Raw genomic sequence first — 21,075 nt, forward strand, 5'->3', positions numbered from 1 at the left:
GTTACTCCGGAGTAGGGAAGGTGTTGCGCAGTTCATCCACCGTCCATGCGCCGCGTTCCGCGAAGCGCTCCTCATGCTTCTTGACAAGAGCTGAGTCGACGGGTTCGCCCTCATTGCCCCAGGCCTGACGCTCATGGCTGAGCACCGCGGCCAACTCGTCGGGGGAGAGCTTGTCCGCGAACGCTGGCATGCTGCCCTGGTACTCTTCACCTGCCACGGTAATGGGACCCTGCAGGCCATCGTGGACGATGGCGACAACCAGGGCGGGGTCGCCCTGCATCCATTCGCTGCCAGCTAACGGCGGGAAGGTGCCGGGGACGCCTTGACCTGTCGGCTGGTGGCAAGCGGAACATTGGGCGGTGAAGAGTTTCTCGCCATCAACTGCCGCACCGGGTGCGGCCTGCTCGACGGCGGTACGGCTGTCGCCGCCAGTGAGGGGCCAGCCGATGTGCCAGGCATAGTAGCCGATGCCCCAGAGGATCAGCACTCCGATCCAGGCCACCACGAACCACGGTACGGGACGTCCGCCTTCGCTGGGTTCGGGATATTCACGATGTTGGGCGCGCTGCGGTTCATGGGAACTCATGATCAGCCTTCTCCTTCCTCGTCCGCCGCCTTGGCCCGGGGCAGGGTGTCCGCGGGATAGGTGTGATCGAGGGACAGCAGATAGGCCGTCAGCTCCAGCGCTTCCCGGGTCGCCACGACGACGCCGGATTCGGGGCCGTAAGGGTCGGGGATCTTGACCACGTGCTGATTCTCCTGGGGCTCGTCGACGACGCGGAAGAGGAAGCGATAGGCCGGCATGATGCTGTCCTCGACTACGGCACGCGGGTTGTAGAGGTGGAGCAAGTGCCAGTCGACGCTGGGCTGTCGGGCGCCGATGTTGAACAGGTCAGGACCGGTGCGCATGGTCCCCAGCAGATGGGGCTGATCAAAGGCATAGTCACCGGGCACGGAGGGGCGGCCCCAGCCACGTTCGCTGTCCGCCCTCGAGAAGCCGGCGTCGCGCGGTTGCTGGCTGTGGCAGTAGAGGCAGCCGTTGGCGATATAGATGTCCCTGCCACGCTGCTGAGCCGTGGTATAGGGTTCGAGTGCTTCGGGAACCGCTTCGGCGGACATCTGCACATAGGGCATGGCCACCAGAGTCAGCGTGGCCAGCAGCAGGATCAGCGCAGCGCCCACCATGATCGCTAAGGCATGTTTCATCGAGAGCCCTCCAGGGTGTCTCGGGTGCGTTGAGCAGATCGAAACAGCGTCGGCTGGTGGTGTTGCTTGCCGCTACGACGCAGCATCGCCACGAAATGCACGGCGAAGATCACATGACCGAGGGTCATCAGAGCCCCTCCCAGAGTACGAGCCTCGAGATAGGGAAGCGTGAGGCGCACGATATCCATGAACGGTGTCTCGGCATCGAGCAGAGCCAAGCCCTGCAGCCAGCCGCCGACGGAGAGCGACACCACATAGATCAGGATGCCGGACGTGACCAGCCAGAAGTGCAGGCCGATTAGAGGCCGCCAGGGCCATTCCCAGTCCATCAGGCGAGGCATGATGAAATAGATAGCACCGAACAGGATCAGGCTGAGGAAGGCATACATTCCCAGGTGGGCATGACCCACGGTGTAGTGGGTGAAGTGGGTAATCACGTTGACGCTGCGCAATGCTTCCATCGATCCCTGCAGCGACGACACGGTGTACATGAGTGCTCCGATCCACACGAAACGTAGCGTAGGCGAATCCTTGAGCCTGCCGAAATGCCCCCACATGGTGCCATGTTGGTTGATGGCAACGGTTATCACGGGGATGGACATCATCACGCTGTGGACGATGGAGAGCGTTACCAGCCAGGTGGGGACGGGACCACCCACCAGGTGATGAATCCCCACCTGGCTGTAGAACAGTGCCAGCGACCAGAAACCTATCAGGGAGAGCTGATAAGAAATAATTGGGCGGCCGAGAATCTTGGGAATCATGTAGTAGGCGATACCGACCCCGAAGGGGGTCACCCAAAGTCCCAGGACATTATGGGCGAACCACCAGTTGACGGTGGCTCCCGAGGTCCCGGGGAATACCACGGGCAGGTTGGCCAGCAGGAAGAGGAAGGGGAACCACACCAGCGCGGCAAGCAGATACCAGCTGGTAACGTAGAGATGTGATACACGTCGATTGGCGGCCGTCAGCACCAGAGGAATGGCGCAGAGGCCACCGCCGATCACGAACAGAATATCGACCTGCCAGGGAAACTCGAGCCACTCCTTCCCATCGGAAAGTCCCATGTTGATCGCCACCAGGCCGAGAATCATGCCGAGGTTCCAGAGGAAGGCTCCCCACAAGGCGTATCGACCGCCCACCAGCGCTGTCTTGAACAGCCGTGGTATCAGGAAGATCGCCACCCCGACGCAGGCCATTGACGCCCAGCCGTAGGCAACGGCATTGAGATGCATGGGGCGAACCCGGCCAAAGGTCAGCCATTCGCTATCCGCCAACAACTCGGGCCAATGGAACTTGCCGGACGTCAGCAAGCCGTAGGCCGAGCCCACCAGAAGCCAGAAGACCGCCGAGCTCAGCCAAGCAAGCGCCGCTTGGCGGGAGGACTGGTCGGCAATCCCCCGAGTCTGGGGTTCGTCCTCGTTGATGCTGTCGTCAGCTTGATCAGGTTTCGTGGCGCTCGCTGGGTCCTCCCCGTGCCCCTCCTCTCCCTCGAAGAAGATGGTTCTGGCGGCGATTCTGCCGTGACTGAACTGGTTGGTGGCGATGGACCAGATCAGCAGCAGCAAGCCCACTGCTGATACCACGAAAGTAATGATGAGCAGTATGGCAATGGTGGGGGTCATGAAGTGCCTTCGGATAGTCTCTGCCCGTGCCGTCGTTGCGAAAGGACAAGGCAAGGTTAATTTTGTCAGGAGTTGAGGGCGTCTGTGGTCACTTTCTCAATTTAAAGCGACCACGTATTGATGTATAATGAATAATAAGTCGTCTATGTATCAATATTATTGATACAAGAGGGGTTCATGGATATCGAGCTAGCCAAGACATTCCTGGAAATCTTGCGTTACGGCAGTTTCAGTGAGTCGGCCGAGTCACTGCATGTCACCCAGACAACGGTCACCATGCGGATGCGGAAACTGGAAGAGCGACTGGGCTGCCGGCTGCTGAAGCGCAATCGCGGCGGGGTGGCGATGACCGCCGATGGCGAACGCTTCGCTGAGCATGCCTCACGATTGGTGCAAGTATGGGAGATGGCACAGCGCGAGCTGCCGTTACCCCAGGGTATTCGGCGTGTGCTCTCGTTAGGAGGTGAAACCAGCCTGTGGGATCCATTGCTGACAGGCTGGCTGAATGAGCTACACGAATCGCTGCCGCGGTTAGCGGTGCGAATCGAGGTCGGGGCGCGTCGCGAGTTGCAGGAAAAGCTCACCCAGGGCGTGCTCGACGCGGCGTTGGTGCATCAGGCTGACTACTGGCCCAGCATGCAGGTCGAGCTCCTTCAGGAGGAGCGGTTGGTGATGGTGTGCACGCCTGGCGCCGACGCGACCGCTCCCTATCTCTACGTGGACTGGGGAGATCTGTTCCGCCGCGAACACGATGCGGCGCTGCCCCAGTACGCCAGCCCGGTCATCGCGGTTAACCTGGGGCCGCTGGCGCTGCACTACCTGCTTAACCACTCGGGAAGGGGCTATTTTCGACTGGGGGTCGTTCAACCCTATCTCCAGCAGGGGGTGCTGGAGCGGGTCTTCGATATGCCGGAGTTCTCCTATCCTGTCTATCTGGTCCATCCGCGCGAACGCAGGCCGGCGGGTCTCGATGAGGCGATCGAGCTCCTGTACCGGCAAGTGGATAAGCTGATGTGACTGGCTTCGTTAATCGCTGGCCAGCTTCGCTCGGCTGATGCTTTTGTTGTGCCGGGATGCGCTTGGCTCCCCGGCACATGGGAGATCACGCCGACGCGATGAGTGGCCAGTGCCTGTGTGGCCGGGCTCCGGGTGGGTTCAGGCCGAATAGGCCTTATGGAACACCTCCGGCGTGCGCTCGGCGTCGACGATGCCGGCGCGCACCAGGAAGTCGCCGAAGCCTTCATCCGCCTGGCGCTCACTTGCGTAGCGCTCGAGCATCGGGTCGAGGGTCTCGAGAATGGTGGTGGTGTCGATGTTCTCCCGGTAGAGGCGGTTCATCCACTGGCCGCGCGCGTCGCCGCCCAGGTAGAGGTTGTACTTGCCGATCGCCTTGCCGGTCAGGCCGATCTCGGCCAGGAAGGGCCTCGCGCAGCCGTTGGGGCAGCCGGTGACGCGCACATTGATCGGTGTGTCGGTGAGCCCGTGGCGTACCATCAGGGCGTCCAGCTCATCGATCAGGCCGGGCAGGTAGCGCTCGGATTCCGCCATGGCCAGGCCGCAGGTGGGGAAAGCCACGCACGACATGGCATTGCGGCCCAGCGGTGTGCTGCGGCTGCCGTCGTCGAGGCCGTGCTCGCGGACCAGTGCCTGGATGCGATCCTGCTGCTCAGGGGTGACGTTGGCGATCATCAGGTTCTGGTTGCAGGTCACCCGAAACTCGCCATCATGCACCTCGGCGATCTCGCGCAGCGCCGTGCGCAGCGGGTAGCCATCGAAGTCGGCGATGCGTCCGCTCTGGATCATCAGCGTGAGGTGGCGGTTGCCGTTCTCGCCCTCCACCCAGCCGAAGCGGTCGCCGTTGTGGGTGAATCGGTACGCCCGTGCCGCTTCCATGGGCGTACCGTGGTACTCGACGAAGCGTTCCAGGAACCACTCGAGGCCGTGGTCGTCGAGGGTGTACTTGAAGCGCGCGTGGCTGCGATCGGTGCGGCAGCCGTAGTCGCGCTGAACGGCGGCGATGGCCTCGCAGGCGTCGGCGATGCGCTCGGCCGGCACGAAGCCGACTATCTCGGCCAGCCGTGGGTAGGTGGCTTCGTTGCCGTAGGTCATGCCCATGCCGCCGCCCACCGCCACGTTGAAACCGGCCAGTTCACCGTCTTCGACGATGGCGATCAGGCCGATGTCGTTGGCCAGCACGTCGCAGTCGTTCTCCGGCGGAATCGCCAGGGCGATCTTGAACTTGCGCGGCAGATAATAGTGGCGGTAGAAGGGCTCTTCCTCCTCGTCGCCGCCCAGGCCTTGCACGCGCTTCTCGCCCAGCCAGATCTCGGCATAGGCACCGGAGCGCCACATCAGCCGTTCGCTGATCTCGGTAGAGAGCCGGTAGATGCGCTCGTGCAGTGCCGAGAGGTGTGGATTGACGTTGGCGATGACGTTGCGGTTGTTGTCGCCGCAGGCGCCCTTGGTGTCGAGCCCCAGAGCGTTGACGTGCTGCATGAAGGTGCGCATTTGGTGCTTGAACACGCCGTGGAACTGGAAGGTCTGCCGCGTGGTGAGGCGCAGGGTGTGGTTGGCGCACTCATCGGCGATGGCGTCGAGACCCAGCCACTGCTGCGGGGTCAGCACGCCGCCGGGCAGGCGCAGGCGCACCATGAACATGTAGAGCGGCTCGAGTTTCTGGCGGCGGCGCTCGTCGCGCAGGTCGCGGTCGTCCTGCAAGTAGGCGCCGTGGAACTTGGTCAGCTTGGTATCAGCATCCGAGATGGCGCCGGTGGCAGGGTCGTCCAGACTTTCGGCGATGGTGCCGCGCAGATAGTCGCTTTCGCGTTTGATGATCTCGGCATCGGGGAACTCGTCGTTCATCAGTACACGTCCCGTTGGTAGCGTTTCTGGCGGGTCAGCTCCCGCAGGAAGTCGGTAGCGTCTTGGCGGCGCTTGCCGCCGGCCTCGACGATGACGTCGAGCAGCGCCTCATGCACGTCCGGGGCCATGGCCTCGGCGTCGCCGCACACATAGATGCAGGCACCCTTCTCCAGCCAGTGCCACAGCTCGCTGGCGTTCTCGCGGATGCGCTGCTGCACGTAGACCTTGTCTTGCTGGTCGCGTGAGAAGGCCACGTCGATGCGATCGACCAGTCCCTGGCGGCGCCAGGCCAGCCATTCGCTCTGATAGAGGAAGTCGGTGTGGAAGTGCTGGGCGCCGAAGAACAGCCAGTTGGCACCGCCGGCCTCGCGCTCTTCACGCTCCTGCATGAAGGCGCGGAAGGGGGCGATGCCGGTGCCGGGGCCGATCATGATCACTGGTGTATCGTCATCCTCGGGCAGGCGGAAGTGCTTGTTGTGCTCGATGTAGGCCGGTACCCGCTCGTCCTCCGCCAGGCGGTCGGCGAGCCAGGTGGAAGCCACGCCTTCGCGTTGGCGCCCGTGCGCCTCGAAGCGCACGGCCGCCACGGTGAGATGCACTTCCTCGTCCACCGTGGCCTGGCTGGAGGCAATGGAGTAGAGGCGTGCCGGCAGTTTGCGCAGTGCCTGTACCAGGGTGTCGGCGTCGAGCTCGGCGACCGGTGCCTCCTCGATCAGGTCGAGCAGGTCGCGCTCCTCCATCCAGGCGCTGAGCTTGGCGTGGTCCTCGAGCAGCGCTTTCAGTGTCTCGCTGGCGCTGTATTCAGCCCAGTGCTCCACCACCGGGCGGGTCAGCAGGGTGATCTCGCGGTGATGCTGCAGTGCCCTGGCCAGGGTGGTGTCGATGTCGCCGGCCTTGACCGCGGCGTCCGGGTCGAGCCCTAGGCGTTCAATGACTGTCGCCACCAGACGCGGGTCGTTCTGAGGATAGACGCCCAACGCGTCGCCGGGCTGGTAGCTCAGCCCCGAGCCCTCCAGGGAAAGCTCGATATGCCGAGTCTCCTTGTTCGAGCCGCGGCCGTTGAGCATCAGGTTGTCGAGCACCTGGGCCGGGAACGGGTGGCGTCGGTCGTAGCTCACGGCCGCCGTGGCAGAGTAAGCGGTGTTGGGCGAGGAGGTCGGCAGCCCGGCTGCTCCCGCTTCGCTCTGCAGTGTCTCGAGCAAGGAAGCAAACCAGGCATCGGCGGCATCGTCGTAGTCGACGTCACAATCGACGCGCTCGGTCAGGCGCGTGGCCCCCAGCCTGTGCAGGGCGGCATCGAAGTCCTTGCCGGTCTGGCTGAAATACTCATAGCTGGTGTCGCCGAGGCCCAGCACGGCGTACTTGAGATGCGTCAGCGAAGGCGCCTTGCGGCCGTGCAGGAACTCGTGGAGGTCCAGGGCGTTGTCCGGCGGCTCGCCCTCGCCGTGGGTCGAGGTGAGCAGCGCCACGTACGCTTCGTTCTTGAGCTGACGTGGCTTGTAATCGGCCATATCGACGACCTTGGCCGTGATACCACGGGCATTGGCCCTCTGGCCAAGCGCCTCGGCGAGGGCCTCGGCATTGCCGGTCTGGGAGCCATATAGCACGGTCAGCGAGGGGAGCAGATCGCTGCTGCTGCTCTCGGGAGCGGAGGCGAGGTCGCTGCGCAACGACGCCTGCCAGCCGGCGATGAAGCCGGCCAGCCAATCGAACTGCCGTGGCTCCAGCGTCTCGAGCAGGCGGTTCAGCGTGTCCGCCTGCTCGGTCGTCAGGGGAGAGTTGTTGGGATCGATCGTCATCGGGGCAAGCTGAGTGAAGGATTTTCCTGCCTAATCTAACACCCGCCGGAAGGGCTTATGCGATATTATTGATATCATGTTGTGATGCATTGCTATCATTTCAGCATATGAGCGCCTCTACTCAAATCATCCGTTAACCACCGGTGGACAAGAATATTCAAGGTTATTAATGGGTTGCTGGTGAAGGATTGTGGTCTGTTAACCCCGGTTATATGGCACATATGCTATTGATAGTATTGTTTATTCGCATAAGATATTAAAATCTTTTTTGTTATTTCTGTATTTTGTTGCTAAGCCGAGGTAAGGCCAATGCTTGACCATATTGCCTAATGAACAGGAGGATTTTATGATGCAGGACTCCAAAACCCTGGACCATCAGGTCGTCATCGTTGGTGGTGGGACCGCCGGTATCACGGTAGCGGCATCGCTGCTGAAGCGGCAGCCGGGTCTGGACGTGGCGATTGTCGATCCAGCGGATCGCCACTTTTATCAACCCGCCTTCACCCTGGTAGGCGGCGGCACCTACGACCTGGCCCGCACGCACAAGTCCATGCGCGACGTGCTCCCTAAGGGGGCGAGCTGGATCCAGGCCGCCGTTGAGAGCTTCGATCCCGATAACAACGCCCTGCGCCTGCAAGACGAGCGGCTTGTACGCTACGCGAGCCTGGTGGTGGCGCCAGGGATCAAGCTTGACTGGGGGCGGGTCGAGGGGCTTGCCGAGGCGCTGGGCAAGAACGGCGTGTGCAGCAACTACAGCCCCGACACCGTCAACTATACTTGGGAATGCCTGAAGCAATTCCAGGGCGGCAACGCCATCTTCACCCAGCCGCCGCCTCCCTTGAAGTGTGCCGGGGCACCGCAGAAGATCGCCTATCTCGCCGCCGACCATCTGCATCGCAAGGGGCTTGGCGGCAGCAGCACCCTGAAATTCTACAGCGGCGGCGGGGCGCTGTTCAGCGTGCCCGCCTTCGTCCCGCCCCTGGAGCGTGTCGCCCGGCGGCACGGCGTCGCGGTCATCCTGTCCCACGATCTGGTGGCGGTAGATGGCGAGCGCCGGGTGGCGACGTTCGCCACTACCGGTGCCGATGGCGAGACGCGTCATGTCGAGCAACCCTATGACCTGCTGCATGTCACTCCCCACCAGTGTGCGCCTGACGTCGTTCGCAACAGCCCGCTGGCCGATGCTGCCGGCTGGGTCGAAGTGGACAAGGCGACCACCCAGCACGTGCGTTATCCCAACGTGTTCTCGCTGGGCGATGCCAGTTCACTGCCGACCTCCAAGACGGCCGCGGCCGTGCGCAAGCAGGCGCCGGTCACGGTGAAGAATCTGCTGGCTTGGCTGGCAGGGCAGACGCTGACAGCCCGCTACGACGGCTACACGTCGTGCCCGCTGGTGACGGCGTATGGCAAGGTCATGATCGCCGAGTTCATCTATGATGGCGTGGTGACCCCGACCCTGCCGCTCGACCCGTTCAAGGAGTCGCGCTTCTACTGGGTAGTCAAGAAGCACCTGCTTCCTCCCTTCTACTGGAACAGGATGCTCAAGGGCAAGGAGACAGATATTGCCCACAAGCCTTTGAAGAGGGTCTCCTGAGCACTCTGTTGGAAGTATTGTTGCATGACACGGCCCGGCCGTGCAGGAGCTTCAGCTAAATCAGCTATAATTAAAGTAAAAGTCAGGCCTGTGGCGTCCGGACCAGCCGCCAGAAATGGTGGAACATTCCTGCACTAGTGGCGCCCCAAGCCAGCAGCACCAACCAGATCATCAGCTCGGGAATGCGCATCAGAAAGGGCAGCTCAAGTGCCGCCGAGAGGCGGAGGGTGCCGGTGGTGTACATGGCCAATGGGAAGACCATGCTCCATAGCTGGGGCTCATAGGCAAGGCGATGGCGGTGGATCAAGTGGCGCCATAGCATCAGTCCCACCAGCAGGGGGAACCACCAACTGGCGGTGGCCCAGAAGAATACGGTGAAGCCGAGCAGGAAGGGCTGGAAGTCAGCGAGTATCCCGCCTTCCCCGGCACGCAGGATCAAGGTCGACCCGGCCAGGGTAGCGATCGCTACTGCTCCCATATTGATCCAGTAAGGCGGGCTCAGATTCTCTACCGTCACCTTGAGAAAAGTGAGGCGATAAAAGATCAGGGTGATGATCGCCAGGTAAAGCATGCAGCCGATCAGGAACATGCATAGGGCGAAGAACAGGCGCAGGTCGGCCGATCCTTCCCAGGGCAGCAGCGCGGTGAGGATCGATACCGAGTGGGTGCTGACCGATGCCAGCAGCCAGGCGCCATTGATACCAGAGGTCAGGTTGGGCTTCTTGGCGCGCGTTGTCACGGCGATAAAGAACAGGTACATGATGACGCCCCACAGCGTCAGGCCCACCCACCAGAACTCGGCGGCGATGGCATCGTGGCCTGCCACGATATGAAACTGAGTGCCAAGAATGCAGGTCCCGGCCACGATGGTGAAGAAGCCCGGTCCGCGGGCATGGTCGACCATGTCACTGGCCAGACGTTCGGGGTAGCGCACCAGGCGGATCAGGGTCAGCAGCCACAGCGCGACATAGGCCAGCAGGTTGGCCCCCAGCAGTGTCCAGGATACTGGCGTCAGTCCCAGCAGGTGGCAGGCGATGGAGGTGGCGCCGGTGGCCATGATCACCGCGAAGTAGCCCGGGAAGAGCTCGGCTGCGGCACGGTCGATAGTGCCGGCGCCGCGCATGAGACGGCTCAACATCGGTCTGTTATCAGGGGAGCCAGGGCCTGGTGGATGTCATCCAGCAGGTCCTCGACGTCCTCCAGACCGACCGAGAGGCGTAGCATGCTGTCGGCGATGCCACGCCGGGCACGTTCCTCGGCGGTGAGGTCTGCATGGGAGGTGGTGCAGGGCTGGGTGACCAGGCTCTCGGCGCCTCCGAGACTCGGAGCCAGGGCGAAGAGCTCCAGCCGGTCGGCGACGGCTGTGGCAGCATGGTGCCCGCCGGCAATCTCCAGGGTGAGCATGCCCCCGAAGCCAAACATCTGGCGCTTTGCCAGCGCATGATCGGGGTGTGAGTCCAGGCCAGGGTAAAGAACGCGCTCGATGGCGGGGTTATCTTGCAGCGCCTCGGCGATAGTCTGGGCGGAGGCGTTGTGGCGCTGCATGCGCAGCGGCAGGGTGCGCAGGCTGCGTGACAGCAATGACGCCATCTGGGGCGAGAGCGCACTGCCAAGGTTCTGGCGCCATCGCCACAGCGGGTCGAGCAGTTTGGACGATCCCATGGCCGCGCCGGCGGTGAGGTCGCTGTGGCCGCCCAGGTACTTGGTGGCGCTGTGCACCACGATATCGGCGCCCAGCGCCAGCGGCCGCTGGTTGATCGGCGTAGCGAATGTGCCGTCCACCGCCACTAGAGCGCCGTGGCGATGGGCCTGCTCGGCCACCGCCGTGATATCGATCAGGCGCAGCGTCGGGTTGGTGGGCGTCTCCAGATAGACCAGCCTCACGCCCGACTCCAGCAGGCGCTCCAGGGTGTCGGGGGCGTGCCCCTCGGGCAGAAAATGCGTCTCGATTCCCAGCTCGGGAAGCTGCTGATCGAGCAAGCTCAGGGTGCCGCCATACACCTCGCCGAGGCAAGCGATACCTCGCTGACCATGACTCAGGAACAGGGTGCTGATGGCGGCCATGCCGGACGAGAACGCCCAGGCCGCCGCGGCGTCCTCCAGCGCGGCCAGGGTCTCCTCCAGGGCGTAGAGCGTGGGGTTTTGGCCATAGCGGGAGTAGAGGGGGCCGCGCCGGCGTCCTTCGGTCACCTCCAACAGGGCGGCGGTATCCGGGTAAGCGAAGGTGGTGGTGTCGTAGATCGGCATGTGGGGGCTGCCAAAGGCATCGCGCTGTTTCTGGCCATGTATGGCCAGGGTGGCGGGGCCGACGTGTGGCGATTGTGATTGGGACATGGTGGGTCTCCGCGCGGGTCTTCCTTCAAGTTAGCCTGTTTTTCCATTCTATTCATTTATTTTCAATAAGTTAAGATGTCGGTGAGTCCCTGAATATCCCGATAGTCAATCGCTTTCTCGCGTAACTTGACCGTGATCAGATGTGTGACAATTCCTCCTGGCTGGGAGGCTAATTCATGCCTAAGATAGTGACTGGTTACTATCTTTAGAGGCTTGAGCATGTCGCAACGCCAGCATCTCCCCGCCGACGAGCGCCGGGAGCGCACCGTGGAGACGGTCATCGCCCTGTGCGGGGAGGAGGAGCCCGCCACCCTGACCACCGGGCGCATCGCCCAGCGCATGGGCGTCACCCAGGGGGCGTTGTTTCGCCACTTCGCCAGCAAGGACGCCATCTGGGAGGCGGCGGTGACCTGGGTCGCCGAGCGGGTGATGGCGCTTGTCGCTGCCGCCGCGGAGGGCGTCGAGGACCCCCTGGATGCCCTGGAGGCGATGTTCCTGGCTCACGTGGCTTTCATCGCCGAGCACCCGGGGGTGCCGCGGCTGCTGATGGGCCAACTGCAGCATCCACGGCCCACCGCCGCCAGCCGTATGGTGCGCGGCCTGCTGGAACGCTATCGCCGGCGCCTGGAGGGCCTGCTCGAACAGGCACGGCAGCGGGGCCAGCTGCGCCCCGGACTCGACCTGGACGCGGCGGCGACCCAGTTCATCGGCTGCGTCCAGGGGCTGGTGCTGCAGTCGCTGATCGCCGACGACGTGGCTGGCATCGTCGGCCGGGCGCCGACAGCCTTCGAGCTCTATCGGCACGGCATCCGTGCGGATGCGGGAGGTGACGCATGAGGCCCTTGATACGGCGGCTGGGGCGGACGCTGGCGGTACTGATCGGCATCACCGTGGGCGCGGCACTGCTGGTGGTCTTTGTGGCCAACCGCCAGGCCCCTGAGCGTCAGGAAGCGGCGGCCTCCGCCACCCCGGTGCGGGTCATCGAGGCCCAGCCCCTGGACTTCCGCCTGGAGGCACGTGGCCATGGCGTGGCGCGCCCCGCCGAGACCTGGCAGGCGACGGCCAACGTGGCGGGGCGCGTCGTCGAGCGCCACCCGGAACTGGAGAGCGGCACCCTGCTGCCCGAGGGCACCCTGCTGGTGGCGCTGGACCCCAGCCGCTATGAGCTGGCCATCGCCGAGGCCGAAGCGGAGTTGGCGAGCCTGGCCGGCGAGCTGACCCAGCTCGAGGCCGAGAAAGAGAACACCCGCCGCCTGCTGGCGCTGGAGAAGGAGGCGCTCGCCCTGGCCGAGCAGGAGCTGTCACGTATCGAGCGCCTGGCGGCCAGCGGCTCGGTCTCCACCTCGCGGCGCGACGAGCAGCGCCGCAGCACCCTGGGGCAGCGCCAGGCGGTCGCCTCCCTGGAGAACACCCTGGCGCTGATGCCCGCACGGCGCGAGGTGCTCCAGGCGCAGCGTGAACGGGCCGCCGTGCGCCTGGCTCAGGCCCGTCGCGATCTTGAGGACACTCGTTTCGTGGCGCCCTATGATCTGCGCCTGGCCGAAGTGGAGGTGGAGCTGCATCAGTTCGTCGGCAACGGGCAGCGGCTGTTCCAGGCCGAGAGCCTGGCGGCCGCCGAGGTGGAGGCGCACATTCCCATTGCCATGATGCGCCGGCTGCTGGGCGCGATCCTGCCCGATGAACCCTTCGGTCAGGGGCTGGACCTCGACGAGCGGCTGGACTTCTCGGCGGTGGAGGCCGAGCTCTTCCTGGCCGGCGCCGAGGGCGTAGGCTGGACGGGGGAGCTGGTGCGCGTGGCCAGCGGGCTGGACCCGACGACCCGCACGGTACGCGCGGTGGTGCGGGTCGATCATCCTTACCGTGATGCCCACCCGCCGGATCATCCGCCTCTGCAGCGTGACATGTATGTGCGCACGCGGCTTAGCGCGCCCAGCCCCGAGCCTGAGCTGGCGATACCGGCCAGTGCCGTGCATCGGGGAGAGGTGTGGCTGGTGGATGCCGAGGCACGCCTTGAGCGGCGTGCAGTGAGCGTGGCCTTCGAGCAGGGCAACCTGGCGGTGATCGCGGCCGGCCTTGCCCCGGGTGAGAGGGTGGTGGTCGATGATCTGCCCGCGGCGGTTGCCGGGATGGCGCTTGAGCCGCGTCGCGACGAGGCCCTGGAGGCGAGTATCGCCGAACAGGCACTGGGCGAACGACACAGGGAAGCCCGGCCATGATCCGTTGGTTCGCCGCCCACCCCACCGCCGCCAATCTGCTGCTGGTGCTGCTGCTGGCCGCCGGGCTCTTCTCTGCCCCGTCGCTGAAGCGCGAGACCTTTCCCGACTACCGCCCGGTGGAAGTGAGTGTCGAGGTGGTCTATCGCGGAGCCAGCGCCGCCGACGTGGAGGACGCCGTGTGCCGCCGCCTGCACGAGGCGGTGAAGGGGGTGGAGTTCCTCGACGAGTTCGTCTGCGTGGCCCAGGACAACCTGGCCAGTGCCACCGCCACCATGCAGGCCGGCGGCGATCCCCTGCGCTTCCTCAGCGAGATCGACACCGAGGTCGGTGCCATCACCGAGTTTCCGGCCCGGGCCGATCCACCGGTGGTGCGTGAGCTGCACCGCAGCGACCTGGTGGCGGCGGTCGCGGTGTCGGCCGACATGCCCGCCGGCCAGCTCGAGGAGTACGCCCTGCGCCTGGAGGAGCGCATCATGGCGCTGCCCGGCGTGGCGGACGTGGCCATCCACGGCATGTCCCAGCGCCAGTGGCAGGTGGAGGTGCCCGGCGAGGTGCTCGGCCAGCATGGCCTCTCGGCCCGCGAACTGGCGCGGCGGATCTCCGCCCAGAGCCTGGACCTGCCACTGGGCACCCTGGAGACGCCCGAGCGCGATATCCTGCTGCGCTTCACCGACCAGCGCCGTTCGCTGCGCGAGCTGAAGAACCTGGTGGTGGTGTCCGATCCGGCCGGCGGCGAGCTGACCCTGGGCGACATCGCCACCCTGACCGAGACCGGTGAGCGCGAGGAGGAGAAACTTCGCTTCAACGGTGAGCCGGCCCTGGTGCTGGAGGTAAGCAAGAGCCTGCGCGACGATGCCCTGACGGTGAAGGAGCACCTCGAGGGGCTGATCGACACGGAGCGCCGACGCTTCGACAATGGCGTCGCGCTGACCCTGACCCAGGACATGACCAGTATCGTTCGCGACCGTCTGCAGATGCTGGTGGCCAATGGCCTCATGGGCCTGGCGCTGGTGGCACTGATGATGAGCCTGTTCTTCCGGCCGCGCCTGGCGCTGTGGGCGGTGCTGGGACTACCTGCCGCCTTCATGGGTGCCTTCTTCGTCATGGCAGTGTCGGGGCTCTCCTTGAACATGATTACCCTGGTGGCCCTGCTCATGGCCATCGGCATCGTCATGGACGATGCCGTGGTCATCGTCGACAACATCGTTGCCCATGCGGGGGAGAGCGCCACACCCCTGGAGGCGGTGGTGGCGGGCACTCGCCAGGTGCTGCCTGGGGTGATGTCGTCGTTTTTGACCACCGTGGTGGTGTTCGCACCGCTGTCGTTCCTCGCGGGGGAAATGGGAGCGGTGCTGGAGGTGCTGCCGGTAGTACTGATCGCGGCCCTGACGGCGAGTCTTGTCGAGGCGTTCTGGATCCTGCCGCATCATCTCAAGGGCAGCGTGAAGCACCTGAAGCCGGGCCATGATTCGCGTTTTCGCAGCGCTTTCGACCGCGGCTTCGAGCACGTTCGCGAGGGCGTGGGTCGGTTGGCCGACCGGGCGATCCGCTTCCGCCATGCGGTGCTCGGCGCGGTGCTTGCCGTGATGCTGGGGTCTGCCGGTTTCATGGCCGGCGGCCATGTCGGCAGCGAAGCCATGCCCGCCATCGATGGCGACGTGCTGGAGGCGCGCATCCTGATGCCCCAGGGCACGCCGCTCGAGCGCACCGAAACGGTAGCCGCGCGGGTCGAGGCGGCGATACGCGATCTCGACGCCCGCTACTCACCCGAGCAACCCGAGGGTGCGGCGCTGGTCGAGGCAATCCAGGTGCGGTTCAATCACAACCTCAGTGCCGGCGAGGCGGGTCCCCATGTGGCCACGGTCAGCATCGACCTGCTCACCGCCGAGCGGCGCACCCTGACCCTGGATGCGTTGACCGCCGAGTGGCGAGAGGCGATTGGCGATATCGCCGGGGTGCAGCGCCTGATCATCCAGGAGCCGGGTTTCGGCCCCGCCGGGGTGCCGATAGCGGTGCGCCTGACCGGTGAGAACCTCGAGGCCATGAAGGCGGCGGCAGGGGAGCTGTCCGAGCAGCTCGTGGGCTACTCGGCGGTCTACAACGTCATGGATGACCAGCGCCTGGGCAAGCCTCAGCGCGCCTACTCCCTGGCCTCGGGCGCCCATGGCCTTGGATTGACCGCCGAGGAAGTGGCCAGCCAGCTGCGCGCTGCCCTGCTCGGCCAGATCGCCGATACCCAGCGCATCGGCGAGCAGGAGGTCGAGGTACTGGTGCGTCAGATCGAGACCGACCGCGATGGTCTCGATGACCTGGCAGACCAGACGCTCTTGCTTCCAGATGGCAGCCGGGTGCCGCTCTCGGTGGTGACCGAAGTGGTCGAACGTCGCGAATGGGCGCGTATCACCCGCATCGACGGGCGGCGCACGATCACGGTGGAGGCCAACGTGGACGCCCGCCAGGCCAGTGGCCAGGCCATCGTCGACGACCTGATCGACAGCGGCTGGCTGACCGACTTCGAGGCGCGCCATCCCGAGGTGGCGGTTACCTTCGAGGGACAGGTGGCCAGCTCCGCCGAGACAGGAAGTTCCATCGGCCGTGCCCTGCTGATCGGCCTGGTGGGTATCTTCGTGATCCTGTCGTTCCAGTTCCGCAGCTATGTGGAGCCGGTGATCGTCATGCTGGCGATCCCGCTGACCTTCATCGGCGCCATCTGGGGGCATGTGGTCATGGGCTACTACCTGTCGATGCCCTCGCTTATCGGCGCCGCCGGCCTCGCCGGTATTGCGGTCAACGACGCCATCCTGCTGGTTCAGTTCATCAAGGAGAACCGCGTATCGGGAATGGCGGCCGCAAAGGCCGCCGGTCAGGCCAGCCGTGACCGCTTCCGCGCCATCCTGATCACCTCGGCCACCACCATTGCGGGCCTGTTGCCCTTGCTGCTGGAGACCAGCACCCAGGCGGACGCCATCAAGCCGCTCGTGGTATCGGTAGTCTTCGGGCTGCTGACCATTACCGTGCTGGTGCTGTTGATAATTCCGCCGCTCTACGTGCTGTTCGACGACTGGGGGTGGACCCATGGGGCGGAGAGCCCGTCGGAAAATGATCCCGCTAGTGGCGGCCGGGGATGACGGGACCTTGACGGAAGCGGCATCAGGACTAGTCTGAAAGATGCATGCAGTATCAATCTTAGGCTCGAGACGAGGCTAAGCTGGGAGGCGTGATGATCACGGTAAAGCTTTATCGCTACCACCCCGATGAGGATGACCGGCCACGCCTCGAGACGCTGGAGGTCGAGGAGCGCTTCCGTAAGGCGATGGTGCTCGACGTGCTTGAGCACCTGAAGCAGCGCGATGCCACCCTGGCCTATCGGCGTTCCTGCCGCGAGGGGGTGTGTGGCTCCGATGGCATGAACATCAACGGCAAGAACGGCCTGGCCTGCATCACGCCGGTGGTGGAGGTGCTGGGACGCGGCGATACCCTGACCCTGCGTCCGCTTCCCGGCATGCCGGTGATCCGCGACCTGGTCGTCGACCAGACGCTGTTCTTCCGCCAGTTCGAGAAGATCCGCCCCTGGCTGATCAACGACGAGCCACCCACTGCCACGGAGCGACGCCAGAGCCCGGCGGATCGCGAGAAGCTCGATGGCCTCTACGAATGCATCCTGTGCGCCTGCTGCAGCTCGGCCTGCCCCTCCTGGTGGTGGAACCCGGACAAGTACATCGGCCCGGCCGGCCTCATACAGGCCTACCGTTTCCTGATCGACAGCCGCGATACCGCCACCGACGAGCGGCTGGCCGAGCTCGACGACCCCTTCAGCGTGTTCCGCTGCCGGCAGATCGCCAACTGCACCTGGGTGTGTCCCAAGGGGCTCAACCCGATGCGCGCCATCGGCCATATCAAGGCAATGCTGCTGGCGCGCGGCAGCTAAGACCCATTTCCAGCACCCAGACAGCACGACGACGCCCCGGCCATGCCGGGGCGTCGTGGGTGTGGTAGGTGTGGGGCGGGTCTCAGGCCGCGTCGAGGGGGCGCGAGGGGCCGAAGTGCTCGTAGTGGCGACGCTCGCCGGGCACGCCTAGGTCGGCGAGTGCCCGGTCAATGGCGGTCATGAAGCCCTGTGGGCCCACAAAGTAGCAGCGGGCATCCTCGGGCAGCAGGCTGGCGAGCAGCTCGCGGCCGATCCGGCCGCTAAGGTCGGCCTCATCGCCGCGCTCACACAACGCCTGCAGGCCGTGGTAGACCAGGCTGCAGGCTCCTGCTGCACCTGATCGGATTCGATGGGCGCGAATGGGCATCGATAGGTGAGCTGGCCGAGCGGCTCCATACCAAGCACCACGGCACTGTGATGCGGGTCGACCCTAGGCCTCGTGGAACGCCGCGCGAGCCGCGGCGACCGTCGACGTATCGAGGTGCACCTGTTGCCTCGCGGTGCCGAGCTTGCGCGGCGCATCGCCGAGCTGCATCAGCCGGAACTGCGTCACCGGCAGGAGGCGTTCCCCCTGATCGGCTGGCCCGAATTTTCTTGAGCCGCCCGCAGGAGCCACTGACTTGGGTCAATGCGACGTTCGGCGGCTTCTGCTCTCCTAGGCAGCCATGAATCCCCTTATTCAGGAGACGGCATGAGCGATAGACAAGCACAGGACTGGGACCCACGCGCCGAGAACGTGCTTAATGACCAGATAGTCGCCTACGACGAGATGCGCCGCCGCTGCCCGGTGGCCTTCAGCGACTACCTGCAGTGGTCGCTCTTCCGCCACGCGGACGTGAGGCGCGTGCTCGAGGATCATGAGACCTTCAGCAACGCGGCGAGCCGTCACCTGTCGGTACCCAACGCCATGGATCCGCCCGAGCATACCCGCTTTCGCCGCCTCATCGAGCCCTACTTCGGCCCCGACGCCATGGCCGATTTTGCCCCGCAGTGCCAGGCCATCGCCCAGCGCGTGGTGGACCGCCTGCCCGCCGACGGCGAGGTGGAGGCGATCACCGAGATGGGCCAGGGTTTCGCCCTGGAGATCCAGTGCGCCTTCATGGGCTGGCCGACCAGCCTGCACGAGCCGCTGCGTGCCTGGGTGAAGCGCCAGCAGGCCGCCACCCTGGCGGGCGACCGCGAGGCGCTGGGCGAGCTGGCGCTCGAGTTCGACGGGGTGATCCGCGAGCTGCTGGAAAGCCGCCGCGAGGCCGGCGACGGCGCCCCGGACGACGTGACCACGCGGATCATGAACGAGACGGTGGCAGGGCGCGCACTCAGCGACGAGGAGATCGTCAGCATTCTGCGCAACTGGACGGTAGGCGAGCTCGGCACCATCTCGGCGAGCATCGGCATCCTGATGCGCTACCTGGCGGCCAACCCCGAACTGCAGGCTCGCTTGCGCGCCGACCATGACCTGCTGCCGGCGGCCATCGACGAGATCCTGCGCCTCGACGCCCCGCTGATGTCCAACCGGCGCATCACCACCTGCCCGGTAGAGATCGGCGGCCGTCGCCTCGAGGCCGGCGAGCGCCTGACGCTCCTGTGGGGCTCGGCCAACCGCGACGAGGCGGTGTTCGGCAACCCCGACGAAGTGCGCCTGGATCGTGACCCCGGGGATAACCTGCTCTACGGCGCCGGCATCCACATCTGCCCCGGGGCGCCCCTGGCGCGCATGGAACTCAGAGACTTCATGGTGGCGCTGCTCGATGCCACGGTCGATGTCGCCCTGCTGCCCGGCCGCCCCGCGGTGCGCGCCCGCTATCCGGCCGGCGGCTACGCCGAGGTGCCGCTGAGAGTCCGCCGCTGAACTCGCATAGCCCTGCTCACAACCCGATGCGATGGGCCCGGTCGGTAAAGAAGATGCCGCTGGGCGACTCGGCCGGCAGCCGGGCGACCTCCTCCAGGGTGCGGGTGTCGTAGACCACTACCCGGTCGCTGTCGCGGGCCGAGATCCATACCTGCTCGCCCCGCGGGGTGAACTCCATGTGCAGCACCGCCTCGCCCGGTTCCAGGGTGGCGACGATCTCGCGGCGCTCGGTGTCGATCACCTGCACCACGTCGTTGTCGGGATGGGCGAAGTTGACCCACACCTGGCGCTCGTCGGGCCGACTCATCACGAAGACCGGCTGGCCATGGACCGGGATACGGTCGAGTAGCGACCAGTCATCGGCGTCGGCGACCAGCACCTCGTGGCGGCCCACCGCCGGTAGCCAGGCTGCGTCATCGGCCATCGCCCAGCCCTCCAGATGGGGCATCTTGTAGACCGGCAGGCGTTCCTCGCCGCGGCCGTAGTTCGGCAGGATGCGTTTCACGCCCTGCTCCGGGTGCCACAGGTCGAGCAGCGCCAGGCCGTCCTCTCCGAACAGCCCGGCGATGTAGTAGCGCCCTTCGGGGCTGATCAGGGCATCGTAGGGTTGCTCACCGATGGCGGTGAAGCGGGTCACCTCGGGCGCGCCCCCGCTCATGTCGACCAGCTGGATCTCGCCGGCATCGAACAGGCTGTAGACGAAGCGGTTGCCGGGGGCATCGACCAGGCCCACCACCTTGGAGCGTTGCGTCTGGCCGTTCTCGTCCCGGTAGGTCGCCGGAATGTCGGCCACCGGCGCGAGGGTCGCGCTGTCGAAGATGCGCACCCCGCCTGGTTCATAGTTGGCCACCGCCACCAGCGAACCGTCCTGGGAGATAGCGCCGCCGATGCTGTTGCCGGACTGCATCACCCGGTGGGTGATCTCGCCGGTGAGCAGGTCGACGCGGCTCAACCCGCCGTCGCGGCCGAAGACGAAGGCGTAGCGGGCATCGCGGGAGAACTTCACCGAGGCGTGGGAAAGGTCACCCAGCCCCTCCACCCGCTCGAGAATCCGGTGGTGGCTGGTATCCACCACCGCCAGGCTACCGGTGGCGCGCTCCACCACCACGCCGAGGTCGCCGGTACCGCGCAGTTCCGCGCTGGGGGTGACCTGGCAGCCGGCCAGCAGGGCGAGCAGCGCGACGGCGGCGAGGGGCTTGCGAAGGGCTAGGGGACGCACGGCCATTCTCCTTCCTTGTGGGGTCATCGAGATTGCTCACTCATCCAGGGGGTTGTCGTTCTGCAGGTGGTCGGCGAGCCAACGGGCCTCCTCCTCGGTCAACAGGCCGGCCCAGCCGGGCATGGCGGTGCCGGCAACGCCGTTGAGGATCAGCGCGACCAGGCCGTCGCGACTGTAGGCGTTCATGCGTGACTCGGGTAGCGCCGGGCCCAGGCCGCCGCGCAGGGTCATGCCGTGGCAGGAGCCGCAGTCCTGGTAGAGCAGTGTCTCGAGCGCCTGCTCGCGCTCGGCGGAGAGCGAGCCGTCGGCCAGGGCGGCCACCGGCAGCCAGCAGAGCGCCAGCAGCAAATGGCGGGGGGCGGGCAGGGACATGGCATCTCCTCGGGGCGCGGCGGGGTCCGGTGTCGTGGCTGGTGGCAGTGTCACTGCTGGCGGCCGGGTAT

General features: G+C 65.4%; 18 protein-coding genes. 7 read left to right on the forward strand and 11 right to left on the reverse strand.

The genetic code is table 11. The annotated features are described in order from the left end of the window. Position 1 precedes the first annotated feature (1 nt). Genes OP497_RS04870 through OP497_RS04880 form a run of 3 tightly spaced genes read right to left on the reverse strand, consistent with a single transcriptional unit; the run spans position 2 to position 2,831 of the window. On the reverse strand, positions 2-586 hold the full coding sequence (locus OP497_RS04870) for a cytochrome c (protein ID WP_280546918.1): 585 nt from the start codon (positions 584-586) through the stop codon (positions 2-4). A gap of 2 nt (positions 587-588) precedes the next feature. Then, a complete protein-coding gene (locus OP497_RS04875; protein ID WP_280546920.1) occupies positions 589-1,206 on the reverse strand; it encodes a cbb3-type cytochrome c oxidase subunit II in 618 nt (205 codons plus the stop codon). Then, entirely contained in the window at positions 1,203-2,831 is a 1,629-nt protein-coding gene (locus OP497_RS04880) for a cbb3-type cytochrome c oxidase subunit I (protein WP_280546921.1), read from the reverse strand. Before OP497_RS04880 ends, OP497_RS04875 begins: the two co-directional genes overlap by 4 nt. 177 nt (positions 2,832-3,008) lie before the next feature. Here OP497_RS04880 and OP497_RS04885 point away from each other — a divergent pair, with 177 nt between their 5' ends. Next, complete coding sequence (locus tag OP497_RS04885) at positions 3,009-3,848, forward strand: LysR family transcriptional regulator (protein WP_280546923.1); 840 nt, start codon at positions 3,009-3,011, stop codon at positions 3,846-3,848. A gap of 138 nt (positions 3,849-3,986) precedes the next feature. On the opposite strand, the gene cysI is transcribed toward OP497_RS04885, so the two are convergent. Further along, on the reverse strand, positions 3,987-5,693 hold the full coding sequence (gene cysI / locus OP497_RS04890; protein WP_280546924.1) for an assimilatory sulfite reductase (NADPH) hemoprotein subunit: 1,707 nt from the start codon (positions 5,691-5,693) through the stop codon (positions 3,987-3,989). After that, positions 5,693-7,492 (reverse strand): assimilatory sulfite reductase (NADPH) flavoprotein subunit, encoded by a 1,800-nt coding sequence (locus OP497_RS04895; protein ID WP_280546925.1) that lies wholly within the window; start codon positions 7,490-7,492, stop codon positions 5,693-5,695. The genes cysI and OP497_RS04895 overlap by 1 nt, the downstream gene beginning before the upstream one ends. A 346-nt stretch (positions 7,493-7,838) precedes the next feature. On the opposite strand from OP497_RS04895, the gene OP497_RS04900 reads away from it, so the two are divergent. Continuing rightward, entirely contained in the window at positions 7,839-9,086 is a 1,248-nt protein-coding gene (locus OP497_RS04900; RefSeq protein ID WP_280546926.1) for an FAD/NAD(P)-binding oxidoreductase, read from the forward strand. An 82-nt stretch (positions 9,087-9,168) separates the two neighbouring features. Here OP497_RS04900 and OP497_RS04905 read toward each other — a convergent pair whose 3' ends face one another. Together OP497_RS04905 and OP497_RS04910 are read right to left on the reverse strand one after the other, a co-directional pair. Next, a complete protein-coding gene (locus tag OP497_RS04905) occupies positions 9,169-10,224 on the reverse strand; it encodes a tellurite resistance/C4-dicarboxylate transporter family protein (protein ID WP_280546927.1) in 1,056 nt (351 codons plus the stop codon). Beyond that, positions 10,218-11,420 (reverse strand): PLP-dependent aspartate aminotransferase family protein, encoded by a 1,203-nt coding sequence (locus tag OP497_RS04910; RefSeq protein ID WP_280546928.1) that lies wholly within the window; start codon positions 11,418-11,420, stop codon positions 10,218-10,220. Before OP497_RS04910 ends, OP497_RS04905 begins: the two co-directional genes overlap by 7 nt. A gap of 219 nt (positions 11,421-11,639) precedes the next feature. Here OP497_RS04910 and OP497_RS04915 point away from each other — a divergent pair, with 219 nt between their 5' ends. The 4 genes from OP497_RS04915 to OP497_RS04930 all read left to right on the forward strand — a co-directional run bounded on the left by OP497_RS04915 (position 11,640) and on the right by OP497_RS04930 (position 17,564). Then, positions 11,640-12,257 (forward strand): TetR family transcriptional regulator, encoded by a 618-nt coding sequence (locus tag OP497_RS04915; RefSeq protein ID WP_280546929.1) that lies wholly within the window; start codon positions 11,640-11,642, stop codon positions 12,255-12,257. Continuing rightward, positions 12,254-13,636 carry an efflux RND transporter periplasmic adaptor subunit gene (locus tag OP497_RS04920; protein ID WP_280546930.1) on the forward strand — a complete coding sequence of 461 codons (1,383 nt, stop codon included), beginning with the start codon at positions 12,254-12,256 and terminating at the stop codon, positions 13,634-13,636. Before OP497_RS04915 ends, OP497_RS04920 begins: the two co-directional genes overlap by 4 nt. Beyond that, a complete protein-coding gene (locus tag OP497_RS04925; protein WP_280546931.1) occupies positions 13,633-16,764 on the forward strand; it encodes an efflux RND transporter permease subunit in 3,132 nt (1,043 codons plus the stop codon). The genes OP497_RS04920 and OP497_RS04925 overlap by 4 nt, the downstream gene beginning before the upstream one ends. A 95-nt stretch (positions 16,765-16,859) precedes the next feature. Continuing rightward, positions 16,860-17,564 carry a succinate dehydrogenase iron-sulfur subunit gene (locus tag OP497_RS04930; RefSeq protein WP_280547039.1) on the forward strand — a complete coding sequence of 235 codons (705 nt, stop codon included), beginning with the start codon at positions 16,860-16,862 and terminating at the stop codon, positions 17,562-17,564. 82 nt (positions 17,565-17,646) lie between these two features. On the opposite strand, the gene OP497_RS04935 is transcribed toward OP497_RS04930, so the two are convergent. Together OP497_RS04935 and OP497_RS04940 are read right to left on the reverse strand one after the other, a co-directional pair. Then, entirely contained in the window at positions 17,647-17,931 is a 285-nt protein-coding gene (locus OP497_RS04935) for a hypothetical protein (RefSeq protein ID WP_280546932.1), read from the reverse strand. A gap of 63 nt (positions 17,932-17,994) precedes the next feature. Further along, positions 17,995-18,117 carry a hypothetical protein gene (locus tag OP497_RS04940; RefSeq protein WP_280546933.1) on the reverse strand — a complete coding sequence of 41 codons (123 nt, stop codon included), beginning with the start codon at positions 18,115-18,117 and terminating at the stop codon, positions 17,995-17,997. A gap of 138 nt (positions 18,118-18,255) precedes the next feature. Here OP497_RS04940 and OP497_RS04945 point away from each other — a divergent pair, with 138 nt between their 5' ends. Continuing rightward, positions 18,256-19,413: a cytochrome P450 gene (locus OP497_RS04945; protein ID WP_280546934.1), complete on the forward strand. Its 1,158-nt coding sequence runs from the start codon at positions 18,256-18,258 to the stop codon at positions 19,411-19,413. A gap of 16 nt (positions 19,414-19,429) precedes the next feature. Here the strand turns inward: OP497_RS04945 and OP497_RS04950 are convergent, their stop codons facing one another. Both OP497_RS04950 and OP497_RS04955 read right to left on the reverse strand, forming a co-directional pair. Then, positions 19,430-20,638: a cytochrome D1 domain-containing protein gene (locus tag OP497_RS04950; RefSeq protein WP_280546936.1), complete on the reverse strand. Its 1,209-nt coding sequence runs from the start codon at positions 20,636-20,638 to the stop codon at positions 19,430-19,432. Positions 20,639-20,668: 30 nt separating this feature from the next. Continuing rightward, the gene (locus OP497_RS04955) at positions 20,669-21,004 is read right to left on the reverse strand and encodes a cytochrome c (RefSeq protein ID WP_280546937.1); all 336 of its coding nucleotides are present in this window, start codon (positions 21,002-21,004) and stop codon (positions 20,669-20,671) included. Positions 21,005-21,075 lie beyond the last annotated feature (71 nt).

It is taken from the genome of Halomonas sp. 11-S5 (assembly GCF_029889825.1).
GTDB lineage: Bacteria > Pseudomonadota > Gammaproteobacteria > Pseudomonadales > Halomonadaceae > Halomonas.

Bases quoted from the DNA above. Each gene is read 5' to 3' on its own strand.
- cysI (WP_280546924.1), bottom strand. From the start codon at position 5,693: ATGAACGACGAGTTCCCCGATGCCGAGATCATCAAACGCGAAAGCGAC.
- OP497_RS04875 (WP_280546920.1), bottom strand. From the start codon at position 1,206: ATGAAACATGCCTTAGCGATCATGGTGGGCGCTGCGCTGATCCTGCTG.
- OP497_RS04950 (WP_280546936.1), bottom strand. From the start codon at position 20,638: ATGGCCGTGCGTCCCCTAGCCCTTCGCAAGCCCCTCGCCGCCGTCGCG.
- OP497_RS04935 (WP_280546932.1), bottom strand. From the start codon at position 17,931: ATGCCCATTCGCGCCCATCGAATCCGATCAGGTGCAGCAGGAGCCTGC.
- OP497_RS04915 (WP_280546929.1), top strand. From the start codon at position 11,640: ATGTCGCAACGCCAGCATCTCCCCGCCGACGAGCGCCGGGAGCGCACC.
- OP497_RS04910 (WP_280546928.1), bottom strand. From the start codon at position 11,420: ATGTCCCAATCACAATCGCCACACGTCGGCCCCGCCACCCTGGCCATA.
- OP497_RS04870 (WP_280546918.1), bottom strand. From the start codon at position 586: ATGAGTTCCCATGAACCGCAGCGCGCCCAACATCGTGAATATCCCGAA.
- OP497_RS04885 (WP_280546923.1), top strand. From the start codon at position 3,009: ATGGATATCGAGCTAGCCAAGACATTCCTGGAAATCTTGCGTTACGGC.
- OP497_RS04945 (WP_280546934.1), top strand. From the start codon at position 18,256: ATGAGCGATAGACAAGCACAGGACTGGGACCCACGCGCCGAGAACGTG.
- OP497_RS04925 (WP_280546931.1), top strand. From the start codon at position 13,633: ATGATCCGTTGGTTCGCCGCCCACCCCACCGCCGCCAATCTGCTGCTG.
- OP497_RS04955 (WP_280546937.1), bottom strand. From the start codon at position 21,004: ATGTCCCTGCCCGCCCCCCGCCATTTGCTGCTGGCGCTCTGCTGGCTG.
- OP497_RS04895 (WP_280546925.1), bottom strand. From the start codon at position 7,492: ATGACGATCGATCCCAACAACTCTCCCCTGACGACCGAGCAGGCGGAC.
- OP497_RS04920 (WP_280546930.1), top strand. From the start codon at position 12,254: ATGAGGCCCTTGATACGGCGGCTGGGGCGGACGCTGGCGGTACTGATC.
- OP497_RS04880 (WP_280546921.1), bottom strand. From the start codon at position 2,831: ATGACCCCCACCATTGCCATACTGCTCATCATTACTTTCGTGGTATCA.
- OP497_RS04905 (WP_280546927.1), bottom strand. From the start codon at position 10,224: ATGTTGAGCCGTCTCATGCGCGGCGCCGGCACTATCGACCGTGCCGCA.
- OP497_RS04900 (WP_280546926.1), top strand. From the start codon at position 7,839: ATGATGCAGGACTCCAAAACCCTGGACCATCAGGTCGTCATCGTTGGT.